At 67.5% G+C, this 23769-nt stretch carries 14 protein-coding genes; 4 read left to right on the top strand and 10 right to left on the bottom strand.

Features of this window, described 5'->3' with window-relative positions; translation table 11 throughout:
* Positions 1-162: 162 nt before the first annotated feature.
* Positions 163-1233 (bottom strand): acyltransferase family protein, encoded by a 1071-nt coding sequence (locus AC6I9V_RS13705; RefSeq protein ID WP_349412088.1) that lies wholly within the window; start codon positions 1231-1233, stop codon positions 163-165.
* 139 nt (positions 1234-1372) lie between these two features.
* On the opposite strand from AC6I9V_RS13705, the gene rfbA reads away from it, so the two are divergent.
* Together rfbA and AC6I9V_RS13695 are read left to right on the top strand one after the other, a co-directional pair.
* Complete coding sequence (gene rfbA / locus AC6I9V_RS13700) at positions 1373-2242, top strand: glucose-1-phosphate thymidylyltransferase RfbA (RefSeq protein WP_349412087.1); 870 nt, start codon at positions 1373-1375, stop codon at positions 2240-2242.
* 51 nt (positions 2243-2293) lie between these two features.
* On the top strand, positions 2294-4291 hold the full coding sequence (locus AC6I9V_RS13695) for a DUF6541 family protein (RefSeq protein WP_349412086.1): 1998 nt from the start codon (positions 2294-2296) through the stop codon (positions 4289-4291).
* 41 nt (positions 4292-4332) lie between these two features.
* Here the strand turns inward: AC6I9V_RS13695 and AC6I9V_RS13690 are convergent, their stop codons facing one another.
* The 6 genes from AC6I9V_RS13690 to glf form a co-directional block, all read right to left on the bottom strand.
* The gene (locus AC6I9V_RS13690) at positions 4333-4995 is read right to left on the bottom strand and encodes a hypothetical protein (RefSeq protein WP_349412085.1); all 663 of its coding nucleotides are present in this window, start codon (positions 4993-4995) and stop codon (positions 4333-4335) included.
* Positions 4979-6901, bottom strand: a complete 1923-nt coding sequence (locus AC6I9V_RS13685) for a L,D-transpeptidase family protein (RefSeq protein ID WP_349412084.1) — start codon at positions 6899-6901, stop codon at positions 4979-4981. The genes AC6I9V_RS13690 and AC6I9V_RS13685 overlap by 17 nt, the downstream gene beginning before the upstream one ends.
* A gap of 183 nt (positions 6902-7084) precedes the next feature.
* Positions 7085-7837 (bottom strand): ABC transporter ATP-binding protein, encoded by a 753-nt coding sequence (locus tag AC6I9V_RS13680; protein WP_349412083.1) that lies wholly within the window; start codon positions 7835-7837, stop codon positions 7085-7087.
* Between the two features lies 1 nt (position 7838).
* Positions 7839-8708 (bottom strand): ABC transporter permease, encoded by an 870-nt coding sequence (locus tag AC6I9V_RS13675; protein ID WP_349412082.1) that lies wholly within the window; start codon positions 8706-8708, stop codon positions 7839-7841.
* On the bottom strand, positions 8709-10700 hold the full coding sequence (locus AC6I9V_RS13670; RefSeq protein ID WP_497899813.1) for a glycosyltransferase: 1992 nt from the start codon (positions 10698-10700) through the stop codon (positions 8709-8711). It lies immediately after the preceding gene.
* Positions 10697-11884: a UDP-galactopyranose mutase gene (gene glf / locus AC6I9V_RS13665; protein ID WP_349412080.1), complete on the bottom strand. Its 1188-nt coding sequence runs from the start codon at positions 11882-11884 to the stop codon at positions 10697-10699. Before glf ends, AC6I9V_RS13670 begins: the two co-directional genes overlap by 4 nt.
* Positions 11885-12098: 214 nt before the next feature.
* Here glf and AC6I9V_RS13660 point away from each other — a divergent pair, with 214 nt between their 5' ends.
* Positions 12099-16217 (top strand): FtsK/SpoIIIE domain-containing protein, encoded by a 4119-nt coding sequence (locus AC6I9V_RS13660; protein ID WP_497899812.1) that lies wholly within the window; start codon positions 12099-12101, stop codon positions 16215-16217.
* A gap of 68 nt (positions 16218-16285) precedes the next feature.
* Here the strand turns inward: AC6I9V_RS13660 and AC6I9V_RS13655 are convergent, their stop codons facing one another.
* The gene (locus tag AC6I9V_RS13655; protein ID WP_497899811.1) at positions 16286-16753 is read right to left on the bottom strand and encodes a hypothetical protein; all 468 of its coding nucleotides are present in this window, start codon (positions 16751-16753) and stop codon (positions 16286-16288) included.
* A 239-nt stretch (positions 16754-16992) separates the two neighbouring features.
* Here AC6I9V_RS13655 and AC6I9V_RS13650 point away from each other — a divergent pair, with 239 nt between their 5' ends.
* Complete coding sequence (locus AC6I9V_RS13650) at positions 16993-17241, top strand: WhiB family transcriptional regulator (protein WP_497899810.1); 249 nt, start codon at positions 16993-16995, stop codon at positions 17239-17241.
* A 108-nt stretch (positions 17242-17349) separates the two neighbouring features.
* On the opposite strand, the gene AC6I9V_RS13645 is transcribed toward AC6I9V_RS13650, so the two are convergent.
* A complete protein-coding gene (locus AC6I9V_RS13645) occupies positions 17350-18819 on the bottom strand; it encodes a sensor histidine kinase (protein ID WP_349412078.1) in 1470 nt (489 codons plus the stop codon).
* A 35-nt stretch (positions 18820-18854) separates the two neighbouring features.
* The gene (locus tag AC6I9V_RS13640; protein ID WP_497899809.1) at positions 18855-23732 is read right to left on the bottom strand and encodes an NAD-glutamate dehydrogenase; all 4878 of its coding nucleotides are present in this window, start codon (positions 23730-23732) and stop codon (positions 18855-18857) included.
* Positions 23733-23769 lie beyond the last annotated feature (37 nt).

The raw sequence follows: 23769 nt of genomic DNA, 5'->3' as shown, positions 1-23769 counted from the left end.
TGGGCCGGTCCTGACGTGTGCCGTTCCCGGCCGGTCTGGATGGCCCGGCTGCGGCAGTCAACCCGCGCATGGCAGTCTGACGGCGCCGTCGCTCAAGCGGAGGACCTCCGGTTGCACAGCGGAATTGCCTAGACAACCGCTTCAGGTGGCACTGCCTGGGAACTAGTGCGAATTTCTCGCCCGCCGCATGACCGGCCGCTCGACAAACACCCAGCTGGCGGCGGCAAAGGGGATCGTACAGAGGGTCGCCGCCAGGGTGAACCACCATACGCCCCAGTGGTAGGCGCCGAAGACTGCCAGCAATTGCTGCACCGGAAACGCATAGATGTAAGCGCCATAGGAGATGTCATGGCGGCCGATGATGGACGGCTGGGGCAGCCACGTGGAGATCCACAGCAGGCCATAGGTGAAGAACGGCGCAGCGAGCTGGGCGCCATAGCCGGGAACGAAATAGATCAGAAGTGCCGCGACGACCAGCGCGACCGGCCCGCCTACGCGGTGGATTCCGATTCGCGAGCTCAGCACTTGCACTACCGCCCCGCCTAGGAAGTACGGGAAGAGCCGCACCAGCATCTCGATGTCCGCGAACGGCCTGATCGCGGCGACGTTAGCCCAGAGCGCCACGCTGACGAGGAACGCGGCGATAATCGGCCAGGGCGTCTTCTTCACGAGCGGGATGAAGCCCAGCATGGCAATCAGCAAGTAGCACAGGAACTCGAAGTACAGGGTCCACAGCGAACCATTCCACGCACCCGGGTACGGCACACCCGCCGGCGTACCTGCAATGTCGTAGCTGGCAATTCTCAGCGGGAGATTGCCCAGGATGGAATTTAGCGGCGTTGTAGGCGTCGAAAGAAAACCCCGGAGGCTGCCGTGCTGAATGGAGTAGGCGATCGGGGCGAAAACGAAAGCCATCACGGCCAGGCACACGATGAAGCCGGGGAAAATTCGGGCCGCCCGGTGGACGAGGTACGTCCCGATGCGATTGCTGAAGCGGCTGGCCGTGATGAGGTAGCCACTGATTCCGAAGAACCCTGCGACCGCCCACCCGCCCAGGTTCTCGCCCCTGAAGCCAGGCCCCCCACCAGCACCCACGATGTGCCAGCTGTGCGCGAACAGGACCAACAACGCCAAAACCAGTCGAATAAGGTTGAGGCTGTTGCCGCGGGGGTCAAGCCGCTTCCCGATGGCTGGAGCCGGAATCGCGTGGGGTTTCAGTGCAACGATGCTCAAGTCCGGGCTTCCTTCGTCATATGTGCGGGCGCTTAATTCTACATGGCGGCCTCTTATCGCTTCGCAGCGGGCGCGCCGGCGCGGCAAAGCCCAGGGCCCTGGTTTGCCGTGGCGCCGCCATTACGGGAGGATTGAAACCATGCGTGGAATAATCCTGGCCGGCGGGACCGGCTCCCGGCTGCACCCGATCACCCACGGCATCAGCAAACAGCTCGTGCCGGTCTATGACAAGCCAATGATCTACTACCCCTTGTCTACCCTCATTCTCGCTGGAATCCGGGACATCCTGATCATCACCACCCCCCACGACGCGGAGCAGTTCCAGCGTCTGCTGGGCGATGGCTCGCAATTCGGCGTCAACCTGAGCTACGTGCAGCAGCCGTCGCCGGACGGTCTGGCCCAGGCGTTCATCCTTGGGGCCGATCACATCGGCAACGACACGGTTGCCCTTGTTCTGGGTGACAACATTTTTTACGGACAGGGTATGGGCTCACAGCTCCGCCGGCACGCAAACATCGACGGCGGCGCCGTCTTCGGTTACTGGGTCAAGGACCCCAAGGCCTATGGCGTTGTGGAGTTCGACGACGCGGGCAAGGCTTTGTCGCTCGAGGAGAAGCCTGCCAAGCCGCGCAGCCACTACGCTGTGCCCGGCCTCTACTTCTACGACAATGACGTCATCGACATTGCCAAGAACCTTCGGCCGTCCCCCCGGGGCGAGCTTGAAATCACCGACGTCAACCGGACTTACCTCGAGCGAGGCAAGCTGCAGGTGGAAATCCTTCCGCGCGGAACGGCCTGGCTGGACACCGGAACCTTCAATGATCTGAGCGACGCGTCGAACTTCATCCGGACGGTCGAGAACCGCCAGGGCCTGAAGATCGGCGCACCGGAAGAGATCGCCTGGCGCAATGGATTCCTGACCGACGACGAACTGCGAGAGCGGGCGGAGCCGCTCATCAAGAGCGGGTACGGAAGCTACCTGCTCGGATTGCTGGACGAGTCCATCTGAGATGAGCCCGGGGGTCCTCTATAGCGAATACGTTGAGTTGCGGTCGTCCTTGTGAGCTGGGTTGAAACAGCCCCGCTCATCCTGGTCGGCGTCGTCTTCCTCCTCCTGCCGGGCGGCCTGGCGGCCGTGGGACTTGGCCTCCGGGGTCTGCCGGCCGTCGGCGCAGCGGCGCCGCTTACGGTCGCAATCTCAGCGGTGCTCGCGGTGGCGCTGCCCTTTGCCGGCATTGCCTGGTCCTCGGCCGCGATCCTGCTGGGCGGCGTTGCGCTCGGTTTGGTTCTTGCCGGCGTGCGCCGGCTTTTCCGGGACCCCACCCTGGCCCAGCAGTTGGCCTTAGTGCCCCGGTTCGGCCGGCAGTCCGGCTGGCTGGCGGCCTCTTTTGTGGTCGGAGCCGGCCTCATCCTGGTGCAACTGGCCGTCGCGTTCGGCACTCCGGCAAGTTTTTCCCAGACCTTTGACAACGTCTTTCATCTCAATGGCGTGCGCTACATCCTGGACACGGGCAGTGCCTCGTCCCTGACGATGTCTTCGATGGCCAGTGGAGGCGCGGCCCCCTATTTCTATCCTGCGGCCTGGCACGGCCTCGCCGCCGCTCTGATCCAACTGACGGGCGCCCCGCTGCCGGTCGGAGTCAACATCCTTAATATGGCCGTCGCCGCCGTGATGTGGCCGCTGGGCAGCATGCTGCTGACCCGCGTTATCGCCGGCAACAAGCCGGTGGCGGTCGCGTCTGCGGCAATCCTATCCGGGGTCTTCTCAGCCTTCCCGATCCTGTTGCTTGACTTCGGAGTGCTGTACCCGAATTTCCTCTCCGTCTGCATGCTGCCCGCCGCCCTCGGCTCCGTGGCCCTGTTCTTCGGACTTGGGAAGGACCTCGGAGTTACACCATGGGCACGGTTCGGTCTGCCCCTGCTGCTAATTCCGGGCGTAGCCCTGGCCCATCCCAATGGCTTCATGTCCCTGCTGGTCCTATCGCTGCCGATCCTCGCCCAGTCCTACTGGCAGAGCTACTTCGGGCCACACCGCCCACTGGCCCGGTCCCGCGCCCGGACCCTGGCCACCGTCGGACTGGCTGCTTTTGCAGCCCTGTTCATCGTCCTCTGGAAATACATTCGTCCTCCGCGGGACGCCGCTTTCTGGGGACCCATACAGTCACCCCTGGGCGCCGTCCTGGAGGTCGTTGCCAATTCCCCCATGAACCGGCCCGTCGCCCCGGCCATCAGTGTCCTGATGATCCTCGGCCTGCTGCTCTCAGTGCGTTACCGGCGTCATTTCTGGCTTCTGGCCGGCTTCGGAATTACCGCCGTGCTGTTTCTGATCGTCTCGGCGACGCCGATCAGCGACTTCCGAATGCGGGTCACGGGGGTCTGGTACAACGACAGCTATCGGCTGGCCGCGCTCCTGCCGCTGACCGCCGTTCCCTTTGCGGCCCTGGGTGCTGACGCGGCGATCTCCTGGCTGCGCGGGTTCTGGTCCGGCGACGCGGTAGCCGCAGCGCCGGCTTCCGCCCGCGGCGCTGCCCGACAGCGCAGGAGGGTGTTCGTGCTGGCCGGGTGCGCTGTGCTGGCCGCCGCAGCTGTGGCGTCCCAGCTGCCCTCGACAGCTGCAGCCATCCGCTCCGCCCGAGCCAACTACGCAGAGTCGCCTGACTCGCCCCTGGTGTCCACAGATGAGCTGGCGGTCATCGAACGCCTCCCCGGCGTGGTGCCGGAAGGCTCGGCGATCGCCGTGAACCCTTGGACCGGGGCCGCCCTGGCCTACGCCCTGGCGGATCGGGACACGACAGCCAAGCATGTCCTCACGGCCAACTCCCCCGCCGTGGAAATCCTCAACGCCCAGCTCCGCAACGCTGACACCGTCCCGGCCGTCTGCGACGCCGCCCGGGCCACGCACGTGCACTATGTGCTGGACTTCGGCGTCAAGGAAGTCCACGGCGGCAACCACCGCTTTCCTGGCCTCGAAGATCTCGAGCACTCCAGCGCTGTGAGGCTCGTCCTCGAGCAGGGCGACGCCCGCCTCTACGAATTGACCGCCTGCCCCGGCAGCTAAGCGGCGTCCCCGCAACCGGGCGGGAACGCCGCCGGCTTTCGTTAGGGCAGCGTGGCGATAGCGATCAGCTTCTGCCGGATACCGTCAATCGGCGCCGCGGCGGACGGAACGGCGAGCGAGATGCGCGTGACCTTTGCCCCGTCCACCACCTCGAGCACGTATTCTGTCGAACCGCTGAGCCGGTTCAGCGAATACCATGCACGGCTTCCCACCCCTGACACCTGTTCCGGCGCCATCATGAGCCTGGGGAGCTGCAGCCTCTTGAGGGCCGATTCGTCACCGGCAGTGGTCGTAATCAGCAAGGCATTGCCCGGATCCGCTGCCTGGCCGGCTGGTATTGGCGCCAGCCCGAACGTGCAGCTGACGTCGACGAGGCCGTCCTTCGTTGCGGACTGGCCCGAGGGCGCCTGCAGCTGATCGGCAACCGGACCCAGAACCCCCTTGATCCCCGCAGCTCCGGGCGAACTGCAATCCTCGGGTCGTACCGGCAGCACCGTGCGCCCGTCATGGGTGGTGGGTTCGGTGCCGGGACCGACGGCGGAAGTGCCGGTCGGCGACGGCGGGGGGCTGCCGGCTCCACCGGAGGCGGCCGACTGCCCCGCGCCCGGGGCGCCGGTGCAGGCGGACAGCACCAGGCTGCCCGCCACGAGCAGCAGGAACCGCCAGCTCGTTCCGTTGTGGTTGCTGCTAATTGAAAATGTCATATCCAACCCCCATGACAATCCGGTCGCCCGGGTTTGCCGTCCGCATGAACTGCAGCAGATCGCCGTCGTTCAGTGAAATGCATCCCCAGGTGGGAACGTTGTTCCCGTGCAGGAAGATGGCGAACCCGGCATTCATCACGATAGGCGAGTCCGGCGGCCGGTTGTAGTTGATCACGACGCCCTGGCGGTAGTCCCGCGACGGCCTGGTCGCGTAGTACCACATGTTTTCATCAGGGAAGACGTCGCCGCTGGACTCAAAGTACTTGTTGTAGTTGCCGTTGAGCTGGCCGCCCCAGCGGGAGTAGGGGTTCAGGGTCCGGTAGGCAAGGCTGGTACCGGGGTTGCCGAGGCCGAAAGCTTCGGTCACCGTGAAGCTTCCTGTGGGCGAGTACTTCTGCCAGGTCGGACCCGTGGCATATCCGGGCCCGGCAAAGCCCGATTCACCGACCGAGCCCAAGGCTCCCCACTCGGTGGCATATTGGCCGTTGGACTGCCGGACGCAGGTGATGAAATTGGCGCGGGTCGCCCGGTAGTCCTCGGCGATCGCGAAGGAGACCCGGGACGCGCCCCCGGTGGCGTACTTCACGGTCCCGGCATTGAGGGCCGGGCAGTATCCGGACGTGGCCGGTTTGAACTTCACGCCGTAGCCTGCGATCCACTGGAGTTCGCCGTACTGGAACAGTTGCCTGCAGTTGCCTGCAGCATCACACATCTCACCGGTGGTGGGATAACCCAGGACGCCGTCCTGGGCGTACCGCGAGGTGTAGAACATGCCCAGACCACCCCACACTGCCTCGGTCCCTGCGCCGATCGCAAAGTAGATGGTGCCCCGCTGGAAGGCCTGGGAACAACCGCCGTCGCGCAGGCCGCACCGCTCGCTGCCCACCGGGTAGCCGATGTAACCTGCGCTGCCTCCCATAGCGTCGTAGCGCCCCTGGATGCCGCCCCACACCGGGAACGTTCCGGCTCCGGGGACGAAGTAGATGGTTCCCCGCTGGAACCTCTGCAGGCATGCGCCGCCAGGCAGGCCGCATTGCTCGGGCGCTGCCGGGTAGCCGAGATAGCCGGATGAGCCGCCCAGGTTCTCGTACAGCATGCTGATGCCGCCCCAGATTGGCCACGTGCCGCCGGGTCCGAAGTAGATCAGTCCACGCTGGAAGTGCTGGACGCAGTGACCCGCCGGAACGCCGCATACCTCTGCCTCGAGCGGGTAACCGAGGTATCCGCCGACTCCGCCAAGCCCCTCGTAGCGCATGCTGACGCCGCCCCAGACGGGGTAGGTTCCCACGCCGGGAACATCGTGGAGGGAACCGCCGCGGAACTGCTGCCGGCAACTGTTGGCCGACAGGCCACATTTCTGGTCCTCGCTGGGGTAGGACAGGTTCCCCTGGACGCCGCCGTACTTATTCCAGGCCGCCTCGATGGGCCCGGCCATCAGATGCGCGCCGGTGCCCGGACTCCAGGCGATGGTGCCATGCGCGAACGTCTGAAGGCATCCGCCGGCTGCCAAGCCGCACAGTTGATCCGCGGTGGCGGGACCAACGGCCCCGAGGTCGCCGCCCAGGCGCACATGCTCGACGCCGATGGCGCCCGGAACGGCGAACGCGGCAGCCGCCGCCCCGACCGGCTGGGACGCTTCCGGGCTCGGTGCTGCCGGCGCCGGTGCAGTGGGAGCCGCCGAGACCGACGGCCCCGCCTGCGAGGCGTCAGGCGACGGGGTCGGCGCGGGCGCAGTGGCCGTGGCCGTAGCCGTAGCCGTAGCCGTAGCCGTAGCCACGGGTGCAGTTACTGTTGCCGTTGGCGACGGGCTGGACGTGGGCGCAACGGGCAGCGCTTCCATCGCGGTGTCGGCCGCGGCCGGCCCCTGGACCAGGGTGACGAGGCAGAGTCCGGCGCTCAGCGCCACGGCAATGCTTCTGCCGATGCCGGTTCCTGCGGTGTGGCGCCGACCCCCTGCCCTTCGGCCCATCGGCTTTTTTGGCACCAACGTAGTCATAGATTCTGCTCCCGCATCCCCCGGTACGGGGCACAGCCCCCGTTTCGGGCCCATCCTATGCGATGGCCGCCCGCTGCTGCATTTCACACGCCGCTATGCGACTGCCGATCTGCGACGGAGCTCGTCGACGACGTCGTGCACTTCCGCGTCCATCACGATTTTGCCGTGTTCGAGCAGCACTCCCCGCTCGCACACTGTCGCCACCAGATCGAGGTCGTGGCTGACCACAAAAAGGGTCTTGCCCTTGTCCGCCAACTCCTTGATCTTGGCGATGCACTTTCGCTGGAAGGGCTCGTCGCCCACAGCCAGGATCTCGTCGATCAGGAAGACTTCGGGGTCGGTGTGGACGGCAATGGAGAACGCCAGCCGCAGGTACATTCCCGAGGAGTAGAACTTCACCTCGGTGTCGATGAATTCCCCGATCTCCGAAAACTCGACGATGGAATCGAACATCTCATCAATCTGCTTCTCGGACATGCCGAGGATGGCGCCATTGAGGTAGACATTGTCCCGGCCGCTGAGATCGTGGTGGAACCCTGCGCCGACCTCGATGAGGCCGGCAACGCGCCCGCGGGTCCGTACCGTGCCGCCGTCGGGCTGCAGCACCCCGGAAATCAATTTCAACAGCGTCGACTTGCCGGAACCGTTCAGGCCCAGGAGTGCGACGGTTTCACCCTGCTTGACCTCAAGCGACACTTCGTTCAAGGCCAGGAATTTCTTGGACAGGTCGCCTTTGCGGCCTTTCACCAGCCAGACCAGGGCTTCTTTCAGCGAGCGGGTGTGGCGCAGCACAAACTGTTTCCGGACGTCGATGCAGCTGATGGCGACGTGCCCGTGCGGGGTCATCTCAAAGCTCCTGGGCAAAGTGGATTGAAAGTCGGCGGAACGTCAGCTGTCCGAGGAAAAGCACCGCGAGGGTGGTGAGCAGTGAAACCGGAAGCCAGAGCGTGAACAGGTCGGGAGGCAGGGTGCCGGAAACCATCTGGTCCGCCTTCAGGGTCGGTTCCCAGAAAGCCCAGTGGAAAACCTCGACCGCGGTCGTCATCGGGTTCAGCTGGTACAGCCAGTACCAGGGGCCCATAACGCGCTCGACCATCGACCAGACGTACAGCACCGGCGACGCCCAGGTGACCACCATAACGATCATGTCGACGATGTTCTCCGAATCGCGGAAGTACACGTTGACGGCACCGAACATGAGCCCCAGGCCCGTGGCGAGCACGGAAACCATGAGGAAGATCAGCACCACCGCGGCCAACTGCAGGACCGAGGGAGTCCATCCGACCAGCAGGCAGGCCGCGATCAGCACCACCAACTGCGGCAGGAAGTGCGCCGCCGAGACCCACACCGTTGCCACGGGAAAAAGCTCACGGGGCAGATAGATCTTCCGGATCAGATCGCGGTTGTCGACGATGGACCGGGTGGAGTTGGACAACGACTCCGTGAAGAAGTTCACCAGCACAATGCCCGCGAAGAGGTAGATCGCGTAATTGGGCGTGCCGTGCTCAAGGTTCAGGAAGATGCCCAGTGCGATGAAGTAAATCAGGAACTGCATCAGCGGCTTCACGTACGACCACAGCAGCCCCAGCACCGAACCGCGATAGCGGATCTTGATTTCCTTGCGCACCAGCAGCTTCAGGAGGAAGCGGTCGCCATAGACATCAAGCAGTCCACGCCCGCTGCCGGGCTTTACCAGCTGGTCGTTCTGACCGGCCATCTAGCGGCCGTCCCTGGCGTCGGCATCGAACGTTTTCTTCCACGCGGCCATCGACGTGATGTCCGGGACGGCGGCACGGTACTGCTCGGCCAGTTTGTCCCATTCACGGAAGAGGCGCAGGTGCAGCCGGGAGGCTTCCGATAGCATCGATTTGAGCTTCTGGGGGTCGCGGCGGTACCAGGACGCCCCCGTGCCCTCGGCGTTGGAAACTACGACACTGTCGTAGTGGGCAAGCCTGAACCAGCGGTTGTCACGGTGGGCCAAGAAGCCTTGGGGGCGTTCCGCGCTCTCCGGTGCGGGCGCCTTGACGAGCTGGCGCGCCACGGTCTTGATGCCCCAGGGCACGAGGTCCTTCTTGCGCGGCATGCCGATCGGGGCGCCTCCCATGGGGCCCCGGCCAAGCTTGGGCGCCGGGAAGTCATCGACGTCGTCCTTGAGTTGCGCGTCCGTGTACTGGGACTTGAGCGCGTTGATCTCCGGAAGCCGCGTTGCCAGCACCTCGTGCAGATCACCGGGTCCCTTGAGGAGGTCTTTCATGGCCTCGATGCGTCCGTGCTCGGTGAAGTACTGCATGGAGACCAGGTGCTTGACGTCGGCCTGGACAGATTCCCGCAAGACACGGCCGCCCTTGGGATACGGGCTGTGAATGAGGGTCGTGATGAGCCTGTTCCGTTCGTGGAAGTAGGACTGCCAGCCGACCATGTCGTCCTTGTCCGCCCACGAGACGTGCCACACGGCGGCGCCGGGCAGCGACACGGTGGCGAAGCCCGCTTCCCGGGCGCGGAGGCCGTATTCGGCGTCGTCCCACTTGATGAACAGCGGCAGGGACAGCCCAATTTCCTTGATCACCTTTGTGGGGACGAGGCACATCCACCAGCCGTTGTAGTCGACGTCCACGCGGCGGTGCAGCCACGCAGTCTGCCGGAGGTTGGCGACGCTGAAGTCGTGGCGGAGCTCCATGTCCGCGTGAGGCTGCGCCGGCACGAACCGGTACGGGTCCACGACCTCGCCGAAAGTGTGCAGGACACTGCGGCTGTATAGGTCGAACATGTGCCCGCCAATGATGGTGGGCTTGCGGCAGTAATCGGCGAAGGTCAGCAGACGGACGATGCTTTCGGGCTCGACGACGATGTCGTCGTCGAGCAGGAGTACGTAGTCGCTGCCGTTCTCGACGGCCTCATACATGCCGCGGGCGAAGCCGCCGGATCCGCCGAGGTTGGCCTGGTTGATGACGCGCAGCTTGCCGCCCAGCGCGTCCCTGACATCCGCAAACCCGTCCTGGTCCTCGACCTTCTGTGTCCCCTGGTCCACAATCAGGATCTCCTTGACGTCGGTGAGGACGTCAAGGTTTTCGGAGAGGATCCGTGCGTTGTTGAGGCAGAAATCCGGCTTGTTCATCGTGGTGATTTCCAGTGTCACCTCGCCGCGGCCCCCGACGCGCTCCTGTGTTTCCCACTGGGCGGATTCCAGTACCAGGTCGGTTGAGCTGGCGGACAGGTCGAACCAGTACCACCCGCCGTCGCCGAACGGCTTGAGGGTCAGCTCAAAAACCGATGTCGTTTCGCCGTCGACGTGCCGGCCGTCGACGCGCTGCACGGAACCCCGGGCGTTGGACTTGTAGACCGTCACGGCACCTGTGCCGGTGGTCCGGATTACGAGGCGGATATCGCGGACGGAGGTCCACCGCCGCCAGTAGCTGGCCGGGAAGGCATTGAAATACGTGCCAAAGGAGAGCTGCTCGCCGGAACGCACCCGCATGGAATGCCGGCTGAGTATGTCCTCGAAGTGCGCCTCGCCGCCGCCGGAGCTGAACATCTGCAGCTTGTCCTCGGGCAGTTTGGGCGAACGGGCAAGCTCGTCGTTCTCCCGCAGGCGGATGCCGCTGGCCGGCCCCGCATCCACGTACAACGGGATCGTGTCAGTCTGATCGTCCGGGGGCAGGATGACCCGCTGAATCCGGGCCCACTCGGTCGTTACGTCGGCGCCGTTCATGCGTCCACTCCCCCGCTTTCAATCGTGGCGCCGCTTTCGAAGTGCGGGCGGATCTTGTTCTCAAACATGGTCAGGGCGGATCCGATGGCCATATGCATGTCCAGGTACTTGTAGGTGCCGAGGCGTCCGCCGAAGAGGACGTCGCGCTCGGCGGCCGCGAGGTCGCGGTACTTGAGCAGGCGTTCGCGGTCCGCGGGGGTGTTGATCGGGTAGTAGGGCTCGTCGCCCTTCTCGGCCGCGCGCGAGAACTCGCGCATGATGACGGTCTTTTCCGTCTGGTAGTCGCGCTCGGGGTGGAAGTGGCGCGGCTCGATGATCCGGGTGTAGGCGACGTCGTCGTCGTTGTAGTTCACCACCGAGGTGCCCTGGAAGTCCCCGACGTCGAGCACTTCTTCCTCGAAGTCGATGGTGCGCCAGGAGAGGTCACCCTCGGCGTAGTCGAAGTAGCGGTCCACCGGTCCGGTGTAGACGACGGGGATGGTGCCGACGACCTTGTTCTTGCTGTACTCGTGCGACTCGTCGAAGAAGTCGGTGTTGAGCCGGACCTCGATGTTCGGGTGCTCGGCCATCTTCTCGATCCACGCGGTGTAGCCGTTGGTCGGCAGGCCCTCGTACTTGTCGTTGAAGTAGCGGTTGTCGTAGTTGTAGCGCACCGGGAGCCGGGAGATGATGCCGGCGGGCAGGTCCTTGGGATCCGTCTGCCACTGCTTGCCGGTGTAGTGCTTGATGAACGCCTCGTAGAGCGGCCGGCCGATGAGCTGGATGCCCTTGTCGTTGAGGTTCTGCGGATCGGTGCCCGCCAGTTCGCCGGCCTGTTCCTTGATCAGCTCCTGGGCCTGGCCGGGGGTCAGGTTCGCGCGGAAGAACTGGTTGATGGTGGCCAGGTTAATAGGCAGGGAGTAGACCTCGCCCTTGTGGACGCCGTAGACCTTGTGCACGTAGTTGGTGAACGTCGTGAAGCGGTTGACGTACTCCCACACGCGGTCGTTCGAGGTGTGGAAAAGGTGCGCGCCGTACCGGTGGACTTCGATCCCGGTCTGCGCCTCCTTTTCGCTGTAGGCATTGCCGCCGATGTGGTGGCGGCGGTCGATGACGACGACCTTCAAGCCCAGCTCGGTGGCGGCCTGTTCTGCGATTGTCAGGCCGAAAAAGCCCGACCCTACGATAACGAGGTCAGCGGTCACAAACTCTCCTGGTTCGAATGTGGGCAGCGCAACGTTGTGCATTGTCTGCTGCTCTAGCCTACCCGAGACACAGTGTGAACCGGCGAATCGGGGGCCGCCGCAGCACGCCGCCCAGGCCCGCCAAAGTTGTCCACATGGCGGGATTCCCGCAGGCCAGGTCCGGATTGCGCGGCCTAGCGTTGACTGCATCGCCCGCGAGAAAGGACCCCAGGCGATGCTCCTGCACTGCACTCTTGTCGGGCAGCCGGGCTCGGTCGTGGCGGAGCCGGTGGAGCTCTCCGTCGCGGCTCCCCTTGGCTGCCCCGGCGCCGTCCTCCAGGACGTGATCTCCCAAAGGTTCGGCACGGACCGGCTGAGCGTCGCGGGACGCCCGCTGGCCGCCCTCACGGCAGGCACGGCCCCGCTGGTGAACGGGGCGGTGCTCGTTGACGGCTGGCCCGGGGGTCCGCGGCCGGCGGTGCCGCCCCGGGGAAGGTCCCTCGAGCAGCCCCGTGCGCCGCTGCTGCTGGCCGTCCTAAGCGGGCCGGGCGCCGGGACCGTGCTGCCGCTGCGCCGCGGCCGCTACCGGATCGGCCGGAGCGCAACGGAAGTGGCCATTCCGGACGCAGACCTATCCCGGGAACACGCGCGGTTGGACGTTTCGGACGCGGGGATCACCGTGACCGACCTGGGCAGCGCCAACGGGACCTGGATCGGCGGCCTGGAGGTGCGCTCCGCGCCGGTGTCCACCGACAGCGTCATCGGCTGCGGGAACTCGACGCTGGCCGTCCTCTTCCGCGGGTCCGGTCCGGGGTTGTCCGGTCCGGGGTTGTCCGGTCCGGGCGCGCCGGGGCTGGCTCGCGCGGGCGAGGACACGACGGAGCCGCTGAGCGTTCCGGCCCCGGGCTTCGCCGGCCCCCGGACGCTCCTGCTGCTGGCCGCCCTCCTGCCCCTCGCCGCGGGAGTCGCCCTGGCCGTCGCTACCGGGATGTGGATGTTCCTGGCGTTCACCGCGGTCTCGGCCGTCCCGGTCCTGCTGCCAGTTCTGGCCGGCCGCCGGCAACGCCGCGAGTTGGACGCCGCTGTGGCGGCAGCGGTCGTCCAGGACGGTGAACGACGGCGGCGGGCCGCCCCGTCCGCGGCCGATCTGGTGCTCCGCGCGGCACACCCGGGCCCGGCGGAGGCCGGAGCCCGGTCGGGATCCGCTGGCACCGAGGACGGTCCGGTGTGGCTGCGGCTCGGGCTGGCCGCACAGGCCGCGAACATCCGTCTCGAACCGGCCCAGCCCGGTTTCCGTGCCCCGCCCGCCGGTCCCCTGCCGCTGGTCCTGGACCCCTCAGCGCCCACCCGGCTCTCCGGGCCCGCGCCGGCCGTGGCCGGACTGGTCCGATACTTCGTTATGCAGCTCGCCGGCTACCCCCGCGCCTGCCGCACCCGGGTTCACCTTCATGGGCCGGCCCGGTCGCTCCCGCTCGCCGCGCGCTTCCTGCCGCGGGTTTCACTCTCGTCCAACGCGGCGGTCACCGCCGCGCTGGTCACGGCCGGTCCCGGCGCGGGCTGCGACAGGGGCGTGCTGATCGTGCTGCCCGGCGCCGGAACCAAGGCCGCGGAGGCGGCCGCGGCCGAAGCGCAGCGGCTCGGCTGGCAGGTGATTGTTGGTTCCGAGGCCGCCGACCCCGGTCCGGGCCAGGCTGTCGCCCTCGGCGGAGGCACCGGCCGGCTCACGCACGGCACCGACGGTACCGACTTCGTGCCCGATCTGGTGCCGGAGCGGGTTTTTGACCGTTTCTGCCGCCAGCTCGGGGGCATCGGCGGAGCGGCGCCGGGGCCGTCCTCCGTGCCGTTGTCCTGTTCGCTGGAGCAGCTCCTGGGGCTGTCAGACGCGCAGGTGGCGCGCCGCTGGGCAGCGGACCGCGAACCCCAAGGGCGGCAGCCGGGACTGTCCGTCCCGGTCGGCCGTGGTGCGGCCGGGACTGCGCGGATCGATCTGCTTGCCGACGGCCCGCATCTGCTGGTGGCCGGTACAACCGGGGCCGGCAAATCGGAGTTCCTGCGCAGCCTCGTGACCGCGCTCGCCGCGTGCTACCCGCCGGACCGGGTCAACCTGCTGTTTGTGGACTTCAAGGGCGGCTCAAGCCTGGGACCCCTGACCGGACTGCCGCAATGCGTCGGGCTCCTCACCGACCTGGACGGCTACGAGGTGGACCGGACGCTGGCCTCCCTTCGGGCCGAAGTCCGCCGCCGCGAGGAATTGCTGGCGGCCGCCGGCGTCCCCGACCTTTCGTCTTACCCGGCGCCCGCCCCGGAGTTCCCGGCGCTCCCCCGCCTGGTCCTGGTGATAGATGAATTCCGGATGCTGGTGGAGGATGCCCCGGAGGCGCTGAGGGAATTGATGCGCATCGCGGTGATCGGCCGATCCCTCGGCATCCACCTGGTCATGGCGACCCAGCGGCCGCAGGGGGCACTTACCGCGGATATCCGGGCCAATGTCACCAGTAGCGTCGTGCTGCGGGTCCAGTCCGAGCTCGAATCCGCCGACATCATCAACTCCGGGCTCGCCGCCGCCATCCCGATCGGGAACCCCGGGCGCGCCTATCTGGTGCGCGGCGGCGGGGTGGCGGAAGAGTTCCAGACGGCGACCCTCGCCGCGGTGCCGTCGGTGCCGCCGGACGTCACCGTGACCGCGCATCCGGCCGAGGCGTTGCTCGACCGGATGCCGGATGAGCTGCCACTGACCGGGGAGCTGCCGGCCGGCCCCGGCCCGGGGGCGGGGCCGTCAGAGGCCGCCGAGAGTTTCGCGGCACGCCTGGCGACGTTGTGGCACCGTCAGGGCGGCACCCCGGCACGGAGGCCGGTCGCGGATCCGCTTCCGCCGGCCCCGGCGCTCCCCTGCCCTGCTGCACGCGCCGAGGCAGGCCCGGACACCGACGCCGGCAACCGTGCAGGCCGCGCGGTCCTGCTGGGCCTGGTGGACCTGCCTGAACAGCAGGAGGTCCGCCGGTTCGGCTGGAGTCCCGACCTCCACGGCCATCTTGCCCTGGTCGGTGGAACGCAGGGCGGGGCGCACAACGGGGGCGCCGAGGTGTTGCTGCTGGCCCTGGACCAGCTGGCGGACTCCGATGCCGAGTCGCATCTCTACCTGCTCGACGGGGACGGCGCCCTGGCCGGCGCGGCCGGCTTTCCCCGGGTGGGCGCCTGGGCCGGCCCGCAGGAGCCGCGCCGGGCGGCCCGGGTGCTGGCCCGGGTCGCGGAGGACATGACCGCGCGGCTTGCTGCGCCGCGCTCGCTGAAGCCTCCCCCGCTGGTGCTGGTGCTGCACAACTGGGGGTCGTGGGTTTCAGCGTTCCGTTCCGGTCCGGTGGCGTGGGCCGAGGACCTCGCCGCGGACCTCGTCCGGGACGGTTCCAAGGCGGGCATCACCGTGCTCCTTTCCGGCGAGCGCGAGCTCGTGACCGCACGGTTCTTCGCGGCGGTCCCCAACCGGATCTACTTTCCGGCCGGTTCTACGGAGGAGGGCAGGCTGGCCTGGCCGCGGCTTCCGCGGCTGCCGGCCGTCCCGGGCCGGGTGGTCGTCTCGGGGGAAATCGTCGACGACGGCGGGCGGCCGGGCGGAGCCGCCGTGCAGGTGCCCCGGGCGGCACAGCTCTATGCGCGGCCCGCGGAGGACCCCGGCGCTGCGCAGCCACGCCGCAACCCGGGCCGCAGCGTGCGGACCCAGCCCTTCCGAGTGGAGGCGCTTCCGGCCGTGGTGACAGCGGAAGAGGTCATGTCCCGGCTCGGTCCAGCGCGGGACGCGGATGCACTGCTCTGGATCGGAGTGGGTGGTGATGAGTTACAACCCGTCGGGGTGCCGGTCCCGCCCGGCAGTGTCGTCGCCGTCCTCGGCGGCCCCGGGTCGGGCAAAAGCACCCTGCTGAGCGCCCTGCCCCGGCTGAACCCGTCCCGGACCTGGCTGCGGCCCGCGGCCGGATCCGGGCGGGAAGGCTACTGGCCCGGCATCCAGGCCCGGGCCGACGCCGGCGGGCTCGACCGCGCCGCGATCATCCTCGCCGATGACGCGGACCTCGGTGGCCCGGAGACGAATGCCGTGCTGTTCGAGCTCTGCGGCCGGGGTTGGACGGTGGTCTTCACCGCCGGATTCGGCCCCGCGCTGCAGCAGCGTGTGCCGCTGGCGTTCCAGGCCCGAACCCACGGCACCGGGATCCTGCTCTGCCCCCGGAGCCTGATGGACGGGGACCTCTTCGGCGTCCGCTTCGAAACGGAGCTCCATCCGCCGGCCGGGCGCGCTGTGGTGATCACGGGAGGACGGGCCGCTGCCGTGCAGTTGGCGGTGGATCCGGGGCGGCCGCCGTGACCAGCGGCCATGCAGCGGCCTGGCAGCGGCCTGGCGGCCGCCCTGCACCCATCCAGGCAATGCCTTCCCTACAAGGCCGGTGGCGCTCCGCCGGCCCTGGACGCAAAGGCGATGACGCGCTTGTCGAACAGCAGCACAATGGCGACGGCGGCCGGCAGCAGCATCGCCAGGCCTGCCAGGGGGTAGCCTCCGGTCAGGGTGGGAAAGCCGATGGTGAGCATAAAGAGCTGAGCCACCAGGGCCCCGGCGCGCGGCCAGCGGTACCCGCGGAACAAGAAATGGCCCACGGCGAAGAGCCAGGCCGAGAAAGCCAGGAGCAGGCCCAGGGTAAAGACCGCACCCCAAAAGGACAGCACGGGCGCCCCGGTGAGCAGCTGGAATCCGTACCAGCCGGCGGCCACCAGCAGCGCTGTGGCCTCCAGGGCGGCGACGACGGCGATGACAGTGATTCCGGCGGGTCTGGCCGCCGGGCCGGGCCCGGGTCCGCCGGCCTGGTTCTCAGCGGGATCAGCGGGGTTCTCAGGGGGTCTTGACACACTGGCACACTACCGGACATAGTCGAACAGAAGTGGGGGCTCCGCCAGTCAATGTGATGCATCGCTCACAATTTGGCGGCATTTGTACCGCAAATACCCCTTGTTTACACAGCGTTAACATGACACGCTTAATCCAGATGACCGAGGGGGCCCACAGGGCCCTTTTCTTATGAGGCCTCAAGTGAATAATTTCACAAGAGGCATTTAACGAATTCCCAGGAATGGAGTTACTGATCAGCATGGATTGGCGTAACCGCGCAGCGTGCCTTGACAAGGACCCGGAGCTGTTCTTCCCCGTCGGAAACACCGGCCCTGCCCTCCTGCAGATCGAGGAAGCCAAGAGCGTCTGCCGGCGCTGCCCCGTAGTGGACACCTGCCTCCAGTGGGCCCTCGAGTCCGGCCAGGACGCCGGCGTCTGGGGCGGCATGAGCGAGGACGAACGCCGTGCCCTGAAGCGCCGCGCAGCCCGCGCCCGCCGCACCTCCTGATTTTTACGCCGGGCGACCGGCACACGATGGCCTCGGACCCACCGGTCCGGGGCCATCGCGCGTTAAGCCGTGCGTTGGGCTCCGCCCGCACGGCAGAACGGCCGCGTCCTAACGCGGGGCGAGGCTCAGGACGACCTGCACCGCGGTGCCGCCGCCGTCCCGCGGTTTCCACTGGATGCTTCCGCCGAGTTCGCTGGTGACAAGGGTCCGCACGATCTGCAGCCCCAGGCCTTCCGTATAGGACCCGGCTGGAAGTCCGACGCCGTCGTCCGCGACGGTGACGGTCAGCAATTCGTCCCCGTCCTCGCTTTCGGAGCGGTCGGCGAGCAGCCAGACGGTTCCGGCCCTGCCTTCGAGCCCGTGTTCGACGGCGTTGGTCACGAGTTCGTTGATCACCAGGGCCAGCGGGGTGGCGAAGTCGCTTGGCAGTTCCCCGAACAGGCCGGACCGCTGGGTCCGCACCTGCTGCGAGGGCGAGGCGACCTCCGCTGACAGGCGGAACTGGCGCCCGATCAGCTCGTCGAAATCGACGCTCTGGGTCAGGCCCTGCGAGAGGGTCTCGTGGACCAGGGCAATCGTGGCGACCCGGCGCATGGCTTGTTCGAGCCCCTGCTTGGCCTCGTCGCTGACCATCCGGCGGGACTGCATGCGCAACAGCGCGGCGACGGTCTGCAGGTTGTTTTTGACCCGGTGGTGGATCTCCCGGATGGTCGCATCCTTCGTGACGAGTTCCATCTCGCGGCGGCGCAGTTCCGAGACGTCGCGGCACAGCACGAGCGCCCCGAAACGTTGCTGTTCGTCCCGCAGCGGGATCGCCCGCAGGGACAGGCTCACCCCGCGGGACTCGATCTCGCTGCGCCACGGCATGCGCCCGGTGACCACGAGCGGCAGGGTCTCGTCCACCATCCGCCGGTCCCGCAGCAGGCCCGCGGTGACCTCGGCCAGCGACCGGCCCTCGAGGGACTCGCCGTCGCCGAGCCGGCGGAACGCGGACACGCCGTTGGGGCTCGCGTATTGCACGATGCCCTCGGCGTCGAGCCGGATCAGGCCGTCCCCGACGCGCGGCGCGCCGCGGCGCGATCCGGTGGGTGAGGCAAAGTCCGGCCAGAGGCCCAGCGTCCCCATCCGCAGCAGATCGTAGGCGCACTGCCGGTACGTCAGTTCCAGCCGGGACGGCATCCGGGAGCTGGAGAGGTCCATGTGCGAGGTCACGATCGCCAGCGTCCGCCCGTTGCGCACCATCGGCACGGCCTCGACCCGCATGGCCGTGTCGCTGCTCCAGTTGGTCTCGTTGGAGCGTTCGATCGTGCGGCTCTCCCAGGCCTTGTCGACGAGGCGCTTCAAATCCGAGCGGATCCCCTCCCCCACAAAGTCGGCGTGGAACACCGTGTGCGTGGTGGAGGGGCGGACGTGCGCCAGTGCCACATAGCCGAGCTCGGGGTGCGGGAACCACAAGGCGAGGTCGGCAAACGCGAGGTCGGCGACCATCTGCCAGTCCCCCACGAGCAGGTGCAGCCACTCGGCATCCCCCGGCCCGAAATCAGCATGCTCCCTGATAGGGTCCGTAAAGATTGCCACTGCACCTCCATTTGCGACGCCGGGGCCGGCAGGCCCTAGCGTCGGACGATTGACCTCAAGAGCCTCAATGCTACCGAGAGTGAGGGCATGTCATCGGCCTCGAGCGCGTTCACCTCGTCAAACATGCTCTTGGCCCGCCCCAGCTGCTCGACGTTCTGGCTTTCCCAGGCCACCAGGCGTTCCTCCGCCGGCAGGTCCGACGGCGTTGCCTCCAGCACCGCCGTCGTCATATCCGAGACGGTCGAGTACAGGTCATCGCGCAGGGCCGCGCGGGCCAGCGCCTGCCAGCGGTCCTTCCTCGGCAGCTTGGTGATGCGCTCAAGCAGGGAATCGGCGTGGAAGCGGTTGAAGACCGTGTAGTAGACGTGCGCGATGTTCTCCACCGGCTCGGGGCTGACGTGCACGATCTTGGCGATGTCCAGGAGCACAAAGCTCTCGAACAGCTCCGCCCAGCGGTGCGCCAGGTCCTCGGGCAGCTCCCAGCTCCGGGCCTTCTCCAGCCACTGCGCCACCCGCTCGCGGTCATCGCCGCGCAGGTACTCCAGCAGCCGCGCCCGCATCGGGTCCATCAGCGGCTTGAACTCGGCCACGATCTCGGCGATCGGGCGCGCGGCGTTGCCCTGGCTGAGGACCCACCGCACGGCACGGTCCAGGAGCCGGCGGATGTCCAAGTGGACAGTGCTCCAGTGCTCGGTCGGGAACGACGCCGGCAGCTCGTTGAGCTCGGCGACCATGATGTCGAGTTCGTAGACCTCGCGAAGGGCCACAAACGCCTTCGCGACGGCGGCCTCGGTGGCCGAGGTCTCCTCCATGGCCCGGAACGCGAAAGTGATGCCGCCCATGTTGATCATGTCATTCGCGACCACCGTAGCAATGATTTCCCGGCGCAGCGGGTGGCTGTCCAGTTCGGCGTCGAACCGTTCCCGCAACTGCTTCGGGAAGTAGGCGCGGAGCGTCTCGCGGAACCACGGGTCCTCCGCGAGATTGCTGTCGCGCAGCGCCGAGGCCAGTTCGATCTTGGCGTAGGCGGCCAGCACGGAGAGCTCCGGCGAGGTCAGCCCCTGGCCCTGTTCGAGCCGCTCACGCAGCGTCTCGGTGGTGGGCAGGGCTTCCAGCTCGCGCTTGAGGTCGGCGGACTTCTCCAGCCAGTCCATCAGCCGCTCGTAGCTGGGGCTCCATTCGGAAACCCGCATCCGGTCGTTGAGCAGCAGGATGTTCTGGTCGATGTTGTCCTCGAGCACCAGGCGGCCCACTTCCTCGGTCATCGAGGAGAGGAACCCGGCCCGTTCGGCCGGATCGAGTTTGCCGGCGGCCACCATGCGGTCCACGAAGATCTTGATGTTGACCTCGTGGTCGGAGCAGTCCACGCCGGCCGAGTTGTCGATGGCGTCGGTGTTGAGGATGACGCCCTGCAGCGCGGCCTCGATCCGCCCGCGCTGGGTCATGCCCAGGTTTCCGCCTTCGCCGACCACCTTCACCCGCAGTTCGCGGCCGTCGACGCGGATGGCGTCGTTGGCCTTGTCGCCGACCGCGGCGTTGGTCTCGGTGGAGGCCTTGACGTAGGTGCCGATGCCGCCGTTGTAGAGCAGGTCGGCCGGGGCCAGCAGGATCGCGCGGAGCAGTTCCGGCGGGCTGAGCTGGGTGGTGCCTTCCGGCAGCCCGAGCGCGGCCTGGACCTGCGTGGACACCGGGATGGACTTGGCCTGGCGGGCGAACACGCCGCCGCCCTCGCTGATCAGCGACTTGTCGTAGTCGTCCCAGGAGGAGCGGGGCAGCTCGAAGAGCCGCTGCCGTTCCGTGAAGGACGCGGCCTCGTCCGGGTTCGGATCGAGGAAGATGTGGCGGTGGTCGAAGGCCGCGAGCAGCCGGATGTGCTTCGAGAGCAGCATGCCGTTGCCGAAGACGTCCCCGGACATGTCGCCGACGCCGACGACGGTGAACGGCTCGGCCTGGGTGTCCAGGTCCAGCTCGCTGAAGTGGCGTTTGACCGATTCCCAGGCGCCACGGGCGGTGATGCCCATGGCCTTGTGGTCATAGCCCACGGAGCCGCCGGAGGCGAACGCGTCGCCGAGCCAGAAGCCGTATTCGGCGGCGAGGCCGTTGGCGATGTCGGAGAACGAGGCCGTTCCCTTGTCTGCAGCGACCACGAGGTAGGAATCGTCGTCGTCGTGCCGGACGACGTCGGCGGGCGGCACCCGCGTCTCGCCCTCCGGCGTGGTGACGAGGTTGTCGGTGATGTCGAGCAGGCCGCGGATGAAGGTCTTGTAGCTCTCCACGCCCTCGGCCATCCAGGCGCCGCGGTCCGCCGCGGGATCCGGAAGCTGCTTGGCGTAGAAGCCGCCCTTGGCGCCGGTGGGCACGATCACGGCGTTTTTCACGGTCTGCGCCTTGACCAGGCCGAGGATTTCGGTGCGGAAGTCTTCGCGCCGGTCCGACCAGCGCAGCCCGCCGCGGGCCACCTTGCCGAAGCGCAGGTGCACGCCCTCGACCCGGGGCGAGTAGACCCAGATCTCGAACATCGGCCGCGGGAAGGGCAGGCCGTCAATGCCGGAGGGGTCCAGTTTGAAGCTGAGGTGCGTCTTGTCCTGGTAGAAGTTGGTCCGGAGCGTGGCCTGGATCAGGTTCTTGAAGGTGCGCAGCACCCGGTCGGCGTCGAGCGTGGCGACCTGCTCGATCGCGGCGTCCAGGCTGGTGCGGACGCTGTCCTGGCGCTCTGCGCGTTCCGCGGCGGGCAGGGCGGGGTCGAAGCGGGCGGCGAAGAGGGCGGTCAGCCCGCGGGTCACGTCCGGGTTGGCCAGCAGCGTGTCCGCCATGAATTCGAAGGAGTTGGTGTTGCCCATCTGGCGCATGTACTTGGCGTAGGCGCGCAGCACGACCACCTGGCGCCAGGCCATGCCTTCACGCAGCACCAGCCGGTCGAAGCTGTCCGATTCCACGGCGCCGGAGACGGCCGCGCCGAACGACTCGCCGAGCAGGGAGCCGGTGCCCAGCGGGTCCACCCCGGCCGGGTACTTCAGGCCAAGGTCGTAGAGGAAAAAGTCGCGGTGGCCGGCCGTCTCGATCTCGAAGGGCCGTTCGTCCAGGACCTCGAGGCCGAGGTTGTGGAAGTACGGCAGGATCTGGCTCAGGCTCTTGGGCTCGAGCATGTACAGCTTGACGCGGGCGTCCTCCTCAAGGGTGGCCCCGGCGCCGTCGGGCAGGTAGACGTGCACGCCGGGCCGCTCCTCGCGGGTCCCGCCGGCTGGCTCGCCGGCGCGCTCGGCGGCGGCGCCGTACTTCTCAAAGCGGGCGATGTCCTCGAGGGCGTCCTCGACTTCGTAGTCCACCCGGTAGCTGGCGGGGAAGGCCTCGGCCCACTCGGCGGCGAGTTCCTTGGCGCCGTTCTCGCCGTCGGCGCCGGCCCGCGCGCGGAGCACCTCGGCGATGCCTTCGCTCCAGGAGCGGGCGGCCCGCACCAGGCGCTTCTCCAGCTCGTCGCTGTTGACGTGGCTGACGTCGGCGTCCTTGGGCAGCCGGATCCGGAAGAAGAGCCGGGCGAGGGCGGATTCCGTCATCCGCGCCTCGTAGTCGATCGAGACGGCGTCGAAGGTCTCCCGCAGTTCCTGCTCGATCCGCAGCCGCACGTTGGTGGTGTACCGGTCACGGGGCAGGTAGACGAGGGCGGACATAAAGCGGCCGTAAATGTCCGGGCGGAGGAACAGCCGGGTCCGGCGGCGTTCCTGCAGCCGCTGGATGCCGGTGGCAATGGCGGCCAGGTCGGGGACTTCGATCTGGAAGAGCTCGTCGCGCGGGTAGGTTTCAAGGATGCCCAGCAGGTCCTTGCCGGAGTGCGAGTCCGGCGGGAAGCCGGCGTCCCGCAGCACGGCGTCGACCTTCTCACGCACCACCGGGATGTCCCGGACCGAGGCGGCGTAGGCCGTGGTGGCGAACAGGCCGATGAAGCGCCGCTCGCCGTTGACGTTGCCGGCGGCATCGAAGCTCTTGACGCCGATGTAGTCCAGGTACGCCGAGCGGTGCACCGTGGAACGGGAGTTGGCCTTGGTGATCACCAGGGCACTCTTCTCGCGCGCCTTCTTGCGGCCCGTCTCGGTCAGGTGCTGGATCTGGTGGCGGCTGTCGCCGGCGTCGCGCAGCAGGCCGAGGCCGCTGTCCTCCCGCAGTTCCAGCACGTCCTCGCCGGAGTCGTTCCGCAGGTCGTATTCGCGGTACCCGAGGAAGGTGAAGTTCCCGTCATCCAGCCAGCGGAGCAGGTCCTGGGCCTGGCGGATTTCTGCGATCGGGGCGGCGTTGGCCACGTGGTCGAGGCCATCGGAAATCTCGTGGGCCTTGTGGCGCATCTTCGGCCAGTCCTCGACGGCGGCGCGGACGTCGCCGAGGACCCTGGTGAGGCCCTCGATCAGCTGCTGGCGCTTGGTGTCGTCGACCCTGTCGATTTCGACCGCGATCCACGACTCCATGTGCGAGGCGTTGTCGCCCTCGGCGATCAGGTGCGAGAGGTTCGGCATCGCCGCAGTGTCGCCGCTGGAGATACCCAGGTGCGAGGGAACCCGCGAGACCTTGACCAGGGCGCCGCTGGCGCGGTTGCGGGTGACGACAAAGAGCGGGTGGATCACGAGGCGGATCGGGGACTTCTGCCGGACGAGTTCGGCGTTGACGGAGTCCACCAGGAACGGCATGTCGTCGGTGACGATGTAGACGACGCTGGACTCGGCCTCATCGGCGATCGCGATGTTCGCGACGCCGGGCTGCCGGGTGGCGGCCGTCGCCAGGTGTGCCTGCGACCGCGCGGTAAGGACGTCCTCCCCGTAGGCGCGGGCGTCCTCCTCGGCGAGGTGTTCGTAGTAGTCCGCGAAGTACCCAACACCTGCACCGATCGAAACGGGCTGATCCTCCACGCTGGACCCAGACGACATCGACAAACGCCTCCATCAAAAAAGTTCATGGCCGCAC

Source organism: Arthrobacter sp. SlRoot2-15, assembly GCF_059739345.1.
Note: the sequence above shows the minus strand (reverse complement) of the source record. Positions and strands in the feature narration are given on the sequence as shown.

What these genes read in the sequence shown, in the direction of transcription:
- AC6I9V_RS13680 (WP_349412083.1), bottom strand. Translation starts at nt 7,837, where the DNA reads ATGACCCCGCACGGGCACGTCGCCATCAGCTGCATCGACGTCCGGAAA.
- AC6I9V_RS13675 (WP_349412082.1), bottom strand. Translation starts at nt 8,708, where the DNA reads ATGGCCGGTCAGAACGACCAGCTGGTAAAGCCCGGCAGCGGGCGTGGA.
- AC6I9V_RS13670 (WP_497899813.1), bottom strand. Translation starts at nt 10,700, where the DNA reads ATGAACGGCGCCGACGTAACGACCGAGTGGGCCCGGATTCAGCGGGTC.
- AC6I9V_RS13690 (WP_349412085.1), bottom strand. Translation starts at nt 4,995, where the DNA reads ATGACATTTTCAATTAGCAGCAACCACAACGGAACGAGCTGGCGGTTC.
- AC6I9V_RS13660 (WP_497899812.1), top strand. Translation starts at nt 12,099, where the DNA reads ATGCTCCTGCACTGCACTCTTGTCGGGCAGCCGGGCTCGGTCGTGGCG.
- AC6I9V_RS13650 (WP_497899810.1), top strand. Translation starts at nt 16,993, where the DNA reads ATGGATTGGCGTAACCGCGCAGCGTGCCTTGACAAGGACCCGGAGCTG.
- rfbA (WP_349412087.1), top strand. Translation starts at nt 1,373, where the DNA reads ATGCGTGGAATAATCCTGGCCGGCGGGACCGGCTCCCGGCTGCACCCG.
- AC6I9V_RS13640 (WP_497899809.1), bottom strand. Translation starts at nt 23,732, where the DNA reads ATGTCGTCTGGGTCCAGCGTGGAGGATCAGCCCGTTTCGATCGGTGCA.